Here is a 15,005-nt window from a genome sequence, read left to right as displayed (position 1 = left end):
GCTTAGATTTCCATCAACTCGGCTTCTTTCGCCGCTAATTGAGTGTCCATCTCTTTAATGAATTTGTCCGTAAGCTTTTGAATTGCATCATCAGATTGACGCGCTTCATCTTCAGAAATATCTTTATCTTTCAATAAGTTTTTAACGTCACCGTTAGCATCACGACGAATATTACGGATTGCAACACGGCCGCTTTCAACTTCACCACGAACGATTTTAATTAAGTTTTTACGACGTTCCTCAGTTAGCGGAGGAAGTGGTACACGGATCACAGAACCTGCTGACATTGGGTTTAAACCTAAGTCAGATGCCATGATTGCTTTCTCTACCGCTTGTGCAAGCGATTTATCAAATACACTTAACGCAAGTGTACGTGAATCTTCAATTGTTACATTGGCAACTTGGTTCAATGGCGTTGGTGCGCCGTAGTATGGCACCATGATGCCATCTAATATTGCCGGATGAGCACGGCCAGTACGGATTTTAGATAGTTGACTGCTAAGTGCCGTTACACTTTTCTGCATACGTTCTGCAGCATCTTTTTGAATATCGTTTATCACGGTTCAATCCTAATCTAGTTAATAACTTCATCTGAGGCTTGTGAAGAGATAAGAGTGCCTTCTTCTTCGCCCATAATTACACGCTTTAAAGCGCCTGATTTATTCATATTAAATACGCTCAACGGCATCTTGTGATCACGCGCAAGAGTGAATGCCGCAAGATCCATTACTTTTAATTCTTTTTCAATGATTTCATTGTAGCTCAAGTGACGGTAAAGTGTCGCCTCTGGATTTTTTACCGGATCATCACTGTAAACACCGTCAACCTTGGTGGCTTTAATCACGGTATCGGCTTCAATTTCAATACCACGTAAACACGCGGCCGAATCCGTTGTAAAGAATGGATTACCAGTACCGGCTGCAAAAATAACTACACGGCCCGTTTTTAATAAGCTAATTGCCTCAGCCCAATTGTATGCATCACACACACCGTTAAGTGGGATAGCTGACATTAAACGACAATTTACAAATGCACGGTGCAACGCATCACGCATTGCAAGACCATTCATGACAGTTGCTAGCATCCCCATATGATCGCCAACTACGCGATTCATGCCTGCTTCAGCAAGTGAGCCGCCACGTAAAAAGTTACCGCCACCGATAACTAAACCCACTTCTACGTCGAGTTCTACAAGCTCTTTGATTTCTTGCGCCATACGGTCTAATACTTTTGGGTCGATGCCGAAGCCTTCGTCTCCCATCAGTGCTTCACCGCTTAATTTGAGAAGAACGCGTCTAAAAATAGGTTTACGATTGATTGTCATAGTATTTGGGCCAACTTTATAAAAAAAGGATAAAAAATAACCGCGCTTATGATTTTCACATAAAGAGCGCGGTTATTTTAAAGAATTTTCAGCGATGACGCAAAAGCAAATAACAGAATAATTTCATCTAACTCACTTTTTCGTCAAAGGAAATCGATTTTATTGACCTTTAGCAGCAGCAATCTGTGCAGCAACTTCAGCAGCAAAATCTTCAGTTTTCTTCTCGATACCTTCACCAACTTCTACACGTACGAAGCCAGTAACTGTTGCGTTTTTCTCTTTAAGAATTTCGCCAACAGATTTTTTAGGTTCCATGATGAAAGCTTGACCAGTAAGAGAAACCTCACCAGTGAATTTTTTCATGCGACCAACAACCATCTTCTCAGCGATTTCAGCAGGCTTGCCTTCGTTCATCGCGATTTCGATTTGTACTTGCTTTTCTTTTTCAACAACGTCAGCAGGTACATCTTCAGGTGCTAGGTACTCTGGGTTTGAAGCAGCAACGTGCATTGCAACGTGCTTAAGTGTTTCTTCATCAGCAACACCCGCAACAACAACACCAATACGCTCACCGTGACGGTACTCAACTAGTTGCTCACCAGCAATGTACTGTAAACGACGTACGTTGATGTTTTCGCCAATTTTAGTAACTAGTTCAACACGATCTTCTTCGAACTTAGCTTGTAAGTCTTCGATAGAAATCGTTTCTGCAATAGCAGCATCAGCAACTTTGTTAGCAAATGCTAAGAAACTTACGTCTTTTGCTACGAAGTCAGTTTGACAGTTAACTTCAACTAGTACTGCAACACCTGCATTTTGCTTGATGATGATAGTACCTTCAGCAGCAATGTTACCTGCTTTTTTAGCAGCTTTTGCAGCGCCACTTTTACGCATATTTTCAATCGCTAACTCGATGTCACCATCTGTTTCAGTTAACGCTTTTTTACAATCCATCATGCCAGCGCCGGTACGCTCGCGTAATTCTTTAACTAGGGCAGTAGTTACAGCCATTAGTAAATCCTCAAATCTGAATTCAGGTTTAGATAAGCGGGTTACCCGCTCTACAAGAATAGCAAGTCTTCATCTAAAATTAGATGAAGACTTGATGACAGCTAATTACTCAGCTTCTACGAAGTCGTCTTTCTCAGCTTGAGCAACGATATTGCTCTCACGACCTTCAGTGATTGCTGCTGCAACTGCGCCTGTGTAAAGGTTGATTGCACGGATAGCATCATCATTACCAGGTACGATGAAATCAACACCGTCTGGGTTAGAGTTAGTATCAACGATCGCAACAACTGGAATACCTAGGTTGTTAGCTTCACGGATAGCGATGTGCTCGTGGTCTGCATCGATAACGAAAAGTGCGTCAGGAAGACCACCCATGTTTTTGATACCGCCAAGGCTCTTTTCAAGCTTTTCCATTTCGCGGTTAAGCATTAACGTTTCTTTCTTAGTTAACTTCTCGAAAGTACCGTCTTGGCTTTGGATTTCAAGGTCTTTAAGACGCTTGATTGATTGACGAACTGTTTTCCAGTTAGTCAACATACCACCTAACCAACGGTGATTTACGTAATACTGATCACTAGCGATAGCGGCTTCTTTAACCGACTCGCTTGCTGCGCGCTTAGTACCAACGAAAAGAACTTTACCTTTGTTTGACGCAGCACCAGTTAAAAACTTAAGTGCGTTGTTGAACATTGGAACAGTTTGCTCAAGGTTGATGATATGAACACGGTTACGTGCGCCGAAGATGAAAGGCTTCATCTTAGGATTCCAGTAACGTGCTTGGTGACCGAAGTGAACACCAGCTTGAAGCATGTCGCGCATTGAAACGTTTGCCATTTTGTATTTCCTCTGTTTAGTTTAGGGTTAGGCCTCCACATACCCCATAGCACCAACACCGCAGTTAAATGAAACTGAAATGCACCCAAGTGTATGTGACGATACGTGTGTGTGTTAAAATAAAATTGTGTTTGCCTTAAATACAAAAAATCATTTAAGAATTTATTTGTAAAAAGACGGCGCGCTTTATACCATATTAAAAACAAATATTCAACGTCGCGTGCAAAATTTGTGCGACGATAAATGTGTAAAACTCGACAATGGAGCCTCCATGAGTGCTGTGATCAAGACCCCTGAAGAAATAGAGAAAATGCGTGTAGCCGGGCGCTTAGCGGCAGATGTCCTGGAAATGATAGAGTCACATGTAGTTCCCGGTGTAACCACTGATGAACTAAATACAATTTGTCATAATTATATTGTCGATGTGCAAAAGGCAATTCCTGCCCCACTAAATTACCATGGTTTTCCTAAATCAATTTGCACCTCAGTAAACCATGTAATTTGCCATGGTATTCCTAACGACAAAGCATTAAAAGATGGCGACAGTGTCAATATCGATATCACGGTTATCAAAGATGGCTACCACGGCGACACATCAAAAATGTTTCATGTTGGCACGCCAAACATCCAAGGCAAGCGTCTTGCTGAAGTAACGCAAGAAAGCCTTTATTTAGCAATAAAAATGGTTAAACCAGGCGTGCGTTTAGGTGATATCGGCGAAGCGATTCAAAAATATGCAGAGAGCTTTAACTACTCAATTGTTCGTGAATATTGCGGCCATGGTATTGGTGCAGAGTTTCATGAAGAACCACAAATAATGCATTATGGCCGCGCTGGTACTGGCGAAGCCCTAAAAGCAGGTATGTGTTTGACTATTGAGCCAATGGTTAACGCGGGTAAACGCCAGTGTAAACTACTAAAAGATGACTGGACTGTGGTTACTAAAGACCGTAGCTTGTCTGCGCAATGGGAACACACCTTATTAGTAACTGAAAATGGTGTTGAAATTTTAACGCTTCGATCAGATGATACGATTGACCGGATCATTGAACATTAAATACTGACTCACCCGACTTAGGGTGAAATTAGTATGCTAAGGAGCCAGCCCACGTGGCATTACCCAATAAAGTTAAAAAATTGCTCAGCGATGCTGAGCAATTAACCGATTATCGCGATTGTTCTAATTATTTTTATAAATGGTTACAAAACGAGTTTTCAAAACAGCCAGTCGGTAATTTGATTAATGCCCGGGCTGAGTTTATCGACCGCTTACTGATTAAACTGTTTCATGTTTATGATTTAGCCCATGAGCCAGATTTAGCCTTGATCGCCGTTGGCGGTTACGGTCGCGGTGAGCTGCATCCCTATTCAGATATCGATTTTTTACTGCTAGTTACTGAGCAACCTAGTGATGCCGTGTGTGAAAAAATCGGCCAATTTGTGACCATGCTCTGGGATCTTAATTTAGAAATTGGCCACAGTGTGCGTACCATTGAGCAAGCGATTGAGCAAAAACGTGCCGACGTAACTTTTGCCACTAGCTTGCTTGAAAGTCGACTACTGTTCGGTAATCACATTGAATATGAAAAACTCAAAGAGCATATTCTTGATACGCCTGTATGGCACTCTGACGAATTTTTTTTAGCAAAAGTACATGAGCAACAACTGCGTCATAAAAAATGTCACGGTACAGCATACAACCTCGAACCAAATATCAAAGAAAATCCCGGTGGCCTGCGAGATCTGCAAACCATCATTTGGGTTGCTAAAAAACATTTTAGAGCCGAAACCTTACAAGAGCTTATTAGCCACGGCTATCTCACTCATGAAGAATATCAAGAGCTCCTAGAGTGTTTAGAAAATCTCTGGAATATCCGTTTTGCGCTGCATTTAGCCGCTGGACGCTCTGAGAACCGGTTATTATTTGATCATCAACCACTGGCTGCTGATTTACTTGGCTTTGGTAGCGATGGTAAAGCTTCAGTTGAGCGGATGATGAAGCGATTATTTAGGATCATGAGCCGGGTCCGTGAGCTAAATCAAATGTTGTTATCATATTTTGAACAAAGCATTTTACCGGAAAGTAACGAACAAGCAGTAGTTGAACTCGATCGTAATTTCGAACGTGTTGGCCATCAAATTAGGGTAAAAAATCCGTCCGTGTTCTTTCGCCGTGATCAACTATTTGTATTGTTCGAACATATTGCCGATAACCCTGAAATTACCCATATTTACCCAAGTACTATCCGTACCATCCGCCAAGTGCGCCGTCGTCTGTTAGGAGATTTGCAAGATTATGCCGCCTGTCGTGAAGCCTTTTTACGGCTAATTAAACACCCTAACGGCATGGGCCGTGCATTTACTTTAATGCACAAGCACGGCATGCTTGCCGCTTATTTACCCCAGTGGCGAAACATTTTTGGACAGATGCAATTTGACTTATTTCACGCTTATACTGTGGATGAACATACTCACAAGTTGATCAATAACATTTATCAATATTTTGATAAAGCAAACGTCAGTGAGTTTCCTATTTGTTGTGAAATAGTCACCCGCATGGACAAGCCCGAGCTACTGTATTTAGCGGGTATCTTCCATGACATTGCCAAAGGCCGTGGCGGCGATCACTCAGAACTCGGTGCTGTTGATGCCATTGCTTTTGCCAAATTACACCGTTTTTCAACTTCCGATGGCAAATTGATTGCTTGGCTAGTTAGTAACCATTTACTTATGTCTGTAACTGCACAGCGTAAAGATATTAATGACCCAGATGTGATCAAAGACTTTGCTACTCGAGTTAAAACCGAACGACAACTTGATTATCTATACTGCTTAACCGTCGCAGATATTCGCGCCACTAACGACAACTTGTGGAATGATTGGAAAAACACCTTGTTGCGTGAGCTTTACCTGCATACTCAAAGGGCGTTACGGTTAGGCCTTGAAAATCCTATGGATCAGCGCGACCAAATTCGCGATAAAAAGCATCAAGCCAAACAACGGTTAATCAACAATGGCTATGATGAAAATCAGATTGATTTAATTTGGAGCCGTTTTAAAGCAAATTACTTTACGGCCTTTAGTGAACAACAACTATCATGGCACACCGAACATTTACTAAACTGCGTTGATTTAAGCCAACCCAGTGTTGCGGTATCAAATACAGCCATGCACGGCGGTACACAGATTTTTGTTTATAGCCCCTACTCCGGCGGTTTATTTGCCCGTTTAGTAAGTGTGATCGGCTCTAAAAAAGCGCAAATTCAACATGCTCAAGTGCTCACCACTCGCGACGGCTATGTGCTGTTTAGCTTTGTAGTACTTGAAGTCAGTGGCGACCCGATTGCCAGCGCTCAAGCGCAGTCAATCAAACGCGGCCTTGATCAAGCGCTTGCTGATCCGAAAAAGAAAATTCGCTTTAAAAAGAATCGCTCACAACGCTTTAAAGATTTTAATATTAAACCAAAAATTATCCTGCGCCCTCACCCGCGTAAAGACCGCAGCTTAATCGAAATTCAAGCGGTAGATATTCCTGGCTTATTAACCAAAATTGCCGAAGTGTTTCAAGCCCATTTATTACATATACACGCCGCGCGGATCACCACCGTAGGTGAACGTGCAGAAGATTTCTTCGTGGTATCGAATAACGAATACCAAGCTCTTACCGACGAAGAACAAGCAAAAATTCATCAAGCATTGCGTAAAAAACTCAACGCAGAAACCGAATAAGAGGATCTTATGTCAGATTTAAAAACCACCATTGAAAACGCCTGGGATAACCGTGATAGCATCAGCCCGAGCACAGTACCTAGTGATGTAAAACAAGCCATAATCGATGTACTTGAGCTACTTGATAGTGGTGCCGCACGCGTTGCTGAAAAAATCAGTGGTGAGTGGGTTGTCCATCAATGGCTAAAAAAAGCCGTGTTACTGTCGTTTCGTATTCGTGACAATCAACCAATGAACGACGGCGTAAACCAGTTTTATGACAAAGTACCACTGAAATTTAGCGACTATACACCGGAGCAATTTCAGCAAGGTGGCATGCGCGTTGTACCAAACGCTGTTGCCCGTAAAGGCAGCTTTGTCGGTAAAAATGTAGTATTGATGCCATCATATGTAAACATTGGTGCTTACGTTGATGATGGCACTATGGTTGATACATGGGCCACTGTAGGCTCGTGTGCACAAATTGGTAAGAACGTACACTTGTCAGGAGGTGTTGGCATAGGTGGCGTTTTAGAGCCATTACAAGCCAATCCTACTATCATTGAAGATAACTGTTTTATTGGTGCACGCTCTGAAATTGTAGAAGGCGTGATCGTTGAAGAAGGCGCTGTTATTTCAATGGGTGTTTACATCAGCCAAAGTACTCGCATTTACGACCGCGAAACTGGCGAGATCCACTACGGCCGCGTACCAGCAGGTGCAGTGGTTGTTCCAGGCGCACTGCCATCAAAAGACGGTACTCACAGCTTGTACGCTGCAATTATCGTGAAAAAAGTAGATCAGCAAACCCGCGAAAAAGTAGGGATTAATGCATTATTGAGATCGATAGACGAATAATAGAGAGCTGAAAAGTTCTAAACAATAAGCTGATTGACATTAACAGTAAATAAATTAAAGCCCTAAATCTATATAGATCTAGGGCTTTTTCTATCTGTGTTATTTTCTCTTTTATGATAAATATCACCTTTAAATACAACATACTTGATAGCTGAGAACTTATTCTGGTTTATTAGCTTTGATTTGTATGACTGCGGCAACTATAATTATCAATCACATCATTAAGTAATTGAGATCAAGTTGTTACGGCTTTTCGTTATATGTTGGTTCCTGTTACTTGGTTTTCAGCAAGCTTTTGCTACTGAACTAAGCACTTTTGAAAATAAGTTAAACGAAGCTGAAGACTACCTTGTGGTCAACCCAGCGCAATCTATTATTATTCTTGAAAATCTTGACGATATCGATAAAGTTTCACCTGAGTTATTTATTCGTTGGCATCTTATTAACGCCCGAGCAGCCGTTCCGACCAGCCAATTTGACCGCCTTCATCAGTCTGTAGATGCGATATTTAGTCAGCAGCAAGCCCCTTATTTCAAAAAGAGAATAACGTCTATTATGAGTGCGTTAGGTATTTGGCTACGCTATGCAGAGTATTTAGACGATGCCCAACTAAGTTTTCAATGTGGTTATAAATACGCTGAAAATGATCGTCAACGCTTGACGCTTACCAACAGTATGGCACTGGTCGCTATGGCACAAAATAACAATGACGAAGCGCGTAACCTATATGCCGAAAGCTATAATTTCACGGTGCGTTTAAACCTCCCTAACGTTGTCGCCATGATAGAAAGTAACTTGGGCTATTTGGCACTTGATGAGAATAAAATCCCAGAAGCTGAACATTATTTTCGTAGTGCCTTAAGCCGTTATCAAATTATTGACAAGCGAGCGGGACAAATTTCTGCAGGATTAAATCTGTTAATGGTATTTTTGATCCAAGATCAAACAATAAACTTTGAAAGATTATACGGACCCACATCCACTTTAACCCATGCCTTTCCCAATGAGGCTAAACAAGCTTTATTACTATGGCTGGAAATGCGTTTTAAAAAACTTAAAGGAAATTATGTTAGCCGAAAGGACGTAGCACAATTGCAAATAGCTTACGAGCAATTAGAAAGCGATCAAATGAAAACCTTTGTACACCGTTACTTTGCTAAAAAGCTCGAAGTCCCTATCGTACCACCAAAGAAAATCCCCCCTAAAAAGTTTACTCGTTCTTGGTTTGAGTTAGTTAAAAAATGTCAGTGGTAATTGTTGGTGGCACTTTACAACATTTCCCTTTTTTCTTATTACCAACTGGGTGGATTTAATTTCGCAGCGCTGGGGTTCACGCCTGAGCAATTTGGTTACAGTGAGATTTTTTGGGGACTTGGCTCACTGCTGGGGAGAACGGCTTGCTGGCGAAGCATGTGTCGCAGCATTTGCTGTTGCAAGCTGCCGCGACTTTACTCACGTTGGGTGCTGTCGGTGTTTACCTAATACAAGATTCGATTTGGTTTATCACACAGTGCATTAAGCACTATAGTCGTTGAACAAATCAATTGAATTTAGTGACGCGGCAACGAGCTGATCTTGGGATAGATGTTAAGTTCATTTTTAAACGATAGTCAGGTTATACCAATCGTGTAAAGTTACTGACCATTTATAGCGACAGATAAATGGAGTGATAACAAGGCATAAATTTTGACATGCAGTTGTTCTACTTGAAAAAATTATAACGCAGTTAGCGCTTTATTTAGCTCGCTAGAATGGTTAAATATTTAAGTCGATTGGTATTAAGTACTCTTTACCACTTCGCATAGTGGTCTTCGGTAAATCCCCATTCGCCGTTAAGTGTGATAACTTCGTCTGCAAGAGTTATTTCACCATAGTAACGGCCGAAGTGTTGAGTGAAGTTAGTCGCGATAATAATTAAGTTGGTTTTATCTTGGCGTTTACCTATTGGTTCGAAGTATAAATTGATGATACCGTCGTTTGAACGCAGCCGCCATTTACTCGTTGCTTTAGCATTACCATAGCGCTCAAATTGAAAATCGACCATATCAATTTTATAAAGCGTGCCATCGAGCCACAAGGCGTTTTCGGTAAAACCTGTTTCAATAACCCCCGCACTTAAATTTAAACCTAAGCGGCGGCCATCAGCTAATGTGCAGGCTAAACTCCCCCAGTTCCAAAAGGTTTCGCGACGCATGAAACCCGCGCTCCAATCAACACTTGCCAGTATTTTAAGCTCTTCAAATACATATTTGTTACCACGCCACTGAAGTGTTCCAGTACAGGGTAATGCGGCAGTTTTTTGGGTAAAATGAAAGCCTGTAAAACCGGCACGAACACACACCGCAAGCGGGTTATAATTTATCGATTCATCAATACAGGCACTAATTTTCAGCCCGGACTTTAAATTTACCTCTACCGAGCGTATTTGCGGCTTAGCGGTTGTATTAATAGTTACGCTGTTACGCCCTTTTCGAAAAGTCGCTTGCCCGGTGTTTGGTGTGCTATCAATACACGTATTTAAAGCCAGTAAGCTGATAAAACTGACTTCATCGAATTCTGTCGTTTGTGGGTCGTATACATATACAAAACATTGACTCGCAATTTTTAAATCAACGATCGCTAAACCAATAATTAACTGCTCGCAACTCAAACTAATAAATTGAAATTGATTAAAGCTTAACTTTTTAAAAAGCGTACTTCTGGATTTACCCATAGTACTACGCAGGTCAAAATCCAAGTAATTGATGTCATCTACTCCATCTGGAAAAATACCAAAGTCGGCTTGTCCATCTTGGTCAATCAGCTCATGCTTTTTCATAATAAGCTCCTTGCTTTTTAAACAACATTTTATCGATTAAAAATATTGTTAGTAAGTCTAACTCAAAACAACTTAAAAATGATCGCTTAAAAAAGTGCCACCGAATTTATACTTAAAGTGTTACAAGTTATTACAAAATTGCCTCTTTTGGCTGATTTAGTGGTTTCTTGGTTACTTTTTGACATACATTCTATTTATGATAGTGGCGCTTTTTTTACATATCACTACAATGCACAAAAACAAATATTGGAAGACACACAATGAACCTGACACGTAGTTCGCTAAAAAACCCTGCGAGTGTCATTGTTATCTTGGTGCTAATTATGTTGTTTGGCATATTAAGCATTTTTAAGTTGCCGATTCAATTAACCCCTGATATTGAACAACCGCAAATTACAATTTTCTCTGGTTGGCGACAAGCTGCACCCGAAGAGATTGAATCGGTTATCATTGAGCCCATTGAAAATGCAGTTAAAAATACACCTGGCGCATTAGAAGTAAATACCAATATCAACCGAGGCAATGGCGCTATTACGCTAACCTTTGCTGTTGGCCAAAATATGCAACAAGCCATGCTTGATGTATTAACCAGCCTTAATCAAGCTCCCCCTTTACCTTTAGACGCATTCGACCCTGTTGTATTCGCTGGCGGAAATAATGGTGAGGCGGCAGCAACCTTACTGATCACACCTAAAGATTATCAATCGGATAGTTTAGATTTTGATATGTCGCAGTTTCAAAAACAAATTGATGAGTTTATCGAACCACGATTAGCGCAAATTCCAGGTGTTGCGCGGGTGGATCTGGCCAGTGAACGCCCGAAAGAATTGCGTATTACGTTTGATCCGCATAAAGCAGCAGCCTTAGGAATAAGCCTAGATAAAATTAGTAACGTACTTGCCAGTTCACGAGATACTTCAGGTGGCTTAGCTAATGTAGGTAGGCGCCAATATACAGTGCGTTTTACGGGACAATATGACTTATCTAGCATGGCACAAATGCGCGTTGGTTACTCAGATGATAGGCCTATTTATTTAGGCGATATAGCCAGTGTTGAACGGACTTACTCTGACCGCTTAGGTATGAGTGGACGTAATGGAAAACCAGCCTACTACATCCGTATTTCTCGCGCTAATAAAGCCAATACGGTTGCGTTACTTGACGATATTAATCTAGCAATAAAAGAGCTAAATGAAGGGCCGCTGGCAGCGAATGGACTCTCTATTGAGCTTAGTTTTGATGCCTCGGTGCATATACGCAATGCACTGTCGTTAGTTAAAAGTAACTTAGGCCTTGGCGTTATTTTGTCTTGCTTAATTTTATGGTTATTTTTTAGAGGCCTGAAAGCTACTTTAGTGATTGCAGCGACTATTCCAATCTCATTGATGGTGGCATTTTTAGCGCTTAATGTTTTTGACCGTAGTCTAAATGTTATATCACTCGCGGGTCTGGCATTTGCTGTTGGCTTAGTGTTAGATGCGGCTATTATAGTACAAGAAAATATCGCCAGGCTTCGCGCTGAAGGCCTAGATAATAAAAAAGCGGCGCTTAAAGGAGCGGCCCAAGTTACTGGGGCGTTATTTGCATCAACAACAACGAGTGTTGCAATATTTTTACCTATTTTATTTATGGCTGGTATTGAACTGATTTAGCACTGACACTCTCTGTAGCGGTTATCACATCAATGATATGCGCAATTACACTTATCCCATTAGCGAATCATCTATGGCCCGATGCGCAAATCAAAGCGGACCCATATCATTACTATTGGCAAAAGCTCAGTAATTTTATTATGAAGTTAACGAACACTCGCGTTAAGCAAATTATGTGGATTATCGTATTACTTGGCGGCTCAGTGATAGCAACATTAACTATGCTACCGAAAACCGATTTTATGCCACGCGCGCCTACTGATGGCTTCTTTTTCAATTTGGTCACGCCACCAGGTGGGAATGTGCAATTTATGGAAGAAGAGCTCTTACTCAGAGTTAAAAAACGACTCATGCCCTACTTCAATGGCGAAAAAGAACCTGGCATTAAAGATTTTAATTTTTATGCTTTTGGCTCAAATGCAGGTGGCTTTATTTACTCAGCCGATCCACAACGAGTCGAAGAGTTAATGAAAGTAGCCAAAGAAGAGATTTTTATTGATTTACCCGACACGCAAGTATTTTTCTTTCGTGGTTCAATGATCCAAGTTGCAAACGGTGGTGATGGCCGCGATATCAATATTGACCTAACCGGGCCGAACATGGATGACTTAGTTAATGCAGCACAAATTGCACTAAACGCCGTCAATGAAGTTCTACCAGATGCTACCGCCCAGCCACAGCCTCGTCTTGATATGGCTGAACCTGAACTTAGACTAACACCTAATGATCGCCGTATTACCCAAGCAGGCCTGACTCGTCGAGATGTATCGCAAGCAGTACAAGCATATACTGGTGGTTTATTTGTGAATGAATATTTTGATGGTAATGAACGCATGAATGTCATTTTACGAGGCATTCCTTGGCAAACCCCAGAAGAACTAAAAGCACTGCCGATTGTTACCCCACAAGCAGGTATACAAAGCCTTGGCGAGCTTGCCAACATTGAACGTACTGTGGGACCCACTCAGTTACGTCGGGTAAATGGTCGCCGTACAGTGAGCATAGTCGTAACTCCACCTGCTGATATGAGCTTACAACAAGCGCAAGCAATTTTAAGCGAACAGGTAATGCCTAAAGTCAGAGCTAGCCTGCCAAGTAATGCGGGAGCAATATTGGCTGGCAACGCACAAAAAATGAATTCGGCGATGACCGAAATGGCGCTGAATTTTGTGTTGGCGTTGTTTATTTTATTTTTATTAATGACAGCACTGTTTAAATCCGCAAAAGACAGTGCGTTGGTTTTACTGGTTATGCCTCTAGCCATTGCTGGTGGCGTATTAGCGCTGTTTATTTTAAACCTATTTACTTTTCAATCGCTTGATTTGCTCACCATGATAGGGTTTATCATTTTGTTAGGGTTAGTAGTTAACAATGCCATATTATTAGTGGATCAAACTAAGGTAGCGATGACATCAGGTTTAAGTCGTGAGGCGGCGGTCAAACAAGCGATATTACTAAGGGCAAGGCCTGTTTACTTAAGTACACTTACGAGCTTATTTGGCATGCTGCCATTGATGCTAATGCCAGGTGTAGGCTCTGAAATTTACAGAGGGCTTGCAACCGTTATAGTCGGTGGTATGGCGATCAGTGCGTTGTTCACTCTCATTTTAATGCCTAGTTTGTTACAGCTAGGCCGAAGCACACCGCCTGCGTCAAATAATCAATCAGTAAACAATACAGCAAAAAGTTTAGCTACAAGCCAATGAGTATAGAGAACCTAATCATGAATAGAATTAAACTAGCCATGCAGTCTTTCATCCTATGTAACTGTTTATTTATAGCACCTGTTTTTGCCGTTATTCCTGTGACTGTTGCACAGGTCACTAAAGCGCCGTTAACCAGTGAAATAGAAGTTAATGGTACGCTGTTTGGCAAAGACGATGTTACTTTAACAGCAGGTATTAGTGGCCGTCTTATCTATGTTGCCGAGCCTGGCAGCGTGATCAAGAAAAATGATATTTTAGTTCGTATGGATACCTTACCTTTAGAATTAGATAAAGCACGCCAAGAAGAAATGCTCAATCGCGCTAATATTAATTTACGTTTATATCAACAAGACCTAAAACGCTTAAAAGAGTTAGAAAAATCTAGCAGCGCCGCACTAAGCCAAGTAGACGAAGTGCAAAATAAGCACGATCTGGCTCGCTCTGACATAGCACTTGCGAAGATCGAACTTAAAGTAATCGATGACAAACTAACAAGAGCAACTATTCATGCGCCATTTGCTGGCGTTGTAAGCGAGCGCTTTAAGCGCGCAGGTCGTGAAATAAACCGTGCTGATGAGTTACTTACGCTACTTGATATTCATCATTTAGAAGTACGTATATATGTACCCGTTAGATACTTAAAATATTTACGAACAGGCATCGAACTTCCCATTAAAGCGGGTGACTTATCGCAACCAGAAACAGCTGCAGCAATAATAACTGCGGTAATTCCATCTACAGATCCACGCTCTCAGACAGTTGAAATACGCGCCAATTTACAAGCAGATGCACAACACGCTTGGGCAATTGGCCAACTTGTTGATGTAACCGTGCCATTGACCAGCAAAAATCCGGTATTATTGGTAAATCGAGATGCGTTAATCATCCGTAAGCAAGGCATACATGTGGTTAAAATTGATGCGAAAAGTCAAGCGATAAAAATTCCTGTAACCGTTGGCAGTGGAAAAGGGCCACTTGTCGAAGTCTCGCCAATTGCAGATAACGGTTTAAATGCAGGAGATAACGTGGCTGTGCGTGGTGCTGAACGTTTACAAACAGGGCAAGATGTCGAGATACAGATAAAATAATCAGAA

10 protein-coding genes and 1 pseudogene are annotated in these 15,005 nt (G+C 41.4%); 6 read left to right on the top strand and 5 right to left on the bottom strand.

Translation table 11 applies throughout. The features are described from left to right. Window positions 1-2 precede the first annotated feature (2 nt). The 4 genes from frr to rpsB form a co-directional block, all read right to left on the bottom strand. Window positions 3-524 carry a ribosome recycling factor gene (gene frr / locus H5183_RS07905; RefSeq protein ID WP_215909106.1) on the bottom strand — a complete coding sequence of 174 codons (522 nt, stop codon included), beginning with the start codon at window positions 522-524 and terminating at the stop codon, window positions 3-5. Between the two features lie 50 nt (window positions 525-574). Next, window positions 575-1,324, bottom strand: a complete 750-nt coding sequence (gene pyrH / locus H5183_RS07900; protein ID WP_145240474.1) for a UMP kinase — start codon at window positions 1,322-1,324, stop codon at window positions 575-577. 159 nt (window positions 1,325-1,483) lie between these two features. Then, window positions 1,484-2,335, bottom strand: a complete 852-nt coding sequence (gene tsf / locus H5183_RS07895; RefSeq protein ID WP_145240472.1) for a translation elongation factor Ts — start codon at window positions 2,333-2,335, stop codon at window positions 1,484-1,486. 105 nt (window positions 2,336-2,440) lie between these two features. Then, window positions 2,441-3,169: a 30S ribosomal protein S2 gene (rpsB, locus tag H5183_RS07890; RefSeq protein WP_145240470.1), complete on the bottom strand. Its 729-nt coding sequence runs from the start codon at window positions 3,167-3,169 to the stop codon at window positions 2,441-2,443. 271 nt (window positions 3,170-3,440) lie between these two features. On the opposite strand from rpsB, the gene map reads away from it, so the two are divergent. From map to H5183_RS07870, 4 genes are all read left to right on the top strand, one after another. Then, on the top strand, window positions 3,441-4,226 hold the full coding sequence (map, locus tag H5183_RS07885; protein WP_145240468.1) for a type I methionyl aminopeptidase: 786 nt from the start codon (window positions 3,441-3,443) through the stop codon (window positions 4,224-4,226). Between the two features lie 53 nt (window positions 4,227-4,279). Further along, a complete protein-coding gene (glnD, locus tag H5183_RS07880) occupies window positions 4,280-6,898 on the top strand; it encodes a [protein-PII] uridylyltransferase (protein ID WP_145240466.1) in 2,619 nt (872 codons plus the stop codon). 9 nt (window positions 6,899-6,907) lie between these two features. After that, window positions 6,908-7,735 (top strand): 2,3,4,5-tetrahydropyridine-2,6-dicarboxylate N-succinyltransferase, encoded by an 828-nt coding sequence (gene dapD, locus H5183_RS07875; protein WP_145240464.1) that lies wholly within the window; start codon window positions 6,908-6,910, stop codon window positions 7,733-7,735. Between the two features lie 240 nt (window positions 7,736-7,975). Next, window positions 7,976-8,989, top strand: a complete 1,014-nt coding sequence (locus H5183_RS07870; protein ID WP_257326216.1) for a tetratricopeptide repeat protein — start codon at window positions 7,976-7,978, stop codon at window positions 8,987-8,989. Window positions 8,990-9,524: 535 nt separating this feature from the next. Here the strand turns inward: H5183_RS07870 and H5183_RS07865 are convergent. Then, window positions 9,525-10,553, bottom strand: coding sequence for a DUF2804 domain-containing protein (locus H5183_RS07865; RefSeq protein ID WP_220496291.1), 1,029 nt, complete (start codon window positions 10,551-10,553; stop codon window positions 9,525-9,527). A 260-nt stretch (window positions 10,554-10,813) separates the two neighbouring features. Here H5183_RS07865 and H5183_RS07860 point away from each other — a divergent pair. Further along, window positions 10,814-13,911 (top strand): annotated as a pseudogene (locus H5183_RS07860) (efflux RND transporter permease subunit). Between the two features lie 17 nt (window positions 13,912-13,928). Then, entirely contained in the window at window positions 13,929-14,999 is a 1,071-nt protein-coding gene (locus tag H5183_RS07855) for an efflux RND transporter periplasmic adaptor subunit (protein ID WP_259397131.1), read from the top strand. The last annotated feature ends 6 nt before the right edge of the window (window positions 15,000-15,005 follow it).

The organism is Pseudoalteromonas sp. SR44-8, from assembly GCF_014163635.1.
Classification (GTDB): domain Bacteria; phylum Pseudomonadota; class Gammaproteobacteria; order Enterobacterales; family Alteromonadaceae; genus Pseudoalteromonas; species Pseudoalteromonas rhizosphaerae.
Note: the sequence above shows the minus strand (reverse complement) of the source record. Positions and strands in the feature narration are given on the sequence as shown.

Coding starts and splice junctions, on each gene's coding strand:
- frr (WP_215909106.1), bottom strand. CDS start 524: ATGCAGAAAAGTGTAACGGCACTTAGCAGTCAACTATCTAAAATCCGT.
- dapD (WP_145240464.1), top strand. CDS start 6,908: ATGTCAGATTTAAAAACCACCATTGAAAACGCCTGGGATAACCGTGAT.
- H5183_RS07855 (WP_259397131.1), top strand. CDS start 13,929: ATGAATAGAATTAAACTAGCCATGCAGTCTTTCATCCTATGTAACTGT.
- rpsB (WP_145240470.1), bottom strand. CDS start 3,169: ATGGCAAACGTTTCAATGCGCGACATGCTTCAAGCTGGTGTTCACTTC.
- pyrH (WP_145240474.1), bottom strand. CDS start 1,324: ATGACAATCAATCGTAAACCTATTTTTAGACGCGTTCTTCTCAAATTA.
- tsf (WP_145240472.1), bottom strand. CDS start 2,335: ATGGCTGTAACTACTGCCCTAGTTAAAGAATTACGCGAGCGTACCGGC.
- map (WP_145240468.1), top strand. CDS start 3,441: ATGAGTGCTGTGATCAAGACCCCTGAAGAAATAGAGAAAATGCGTGTA.
- H5183_RS07865 (WP_220496291.1), bottom strand. CDS start 10,553: ATGAAAAAGCATGAGCTGATTGACCAAGATGGACAAGCCGACTTTGGT.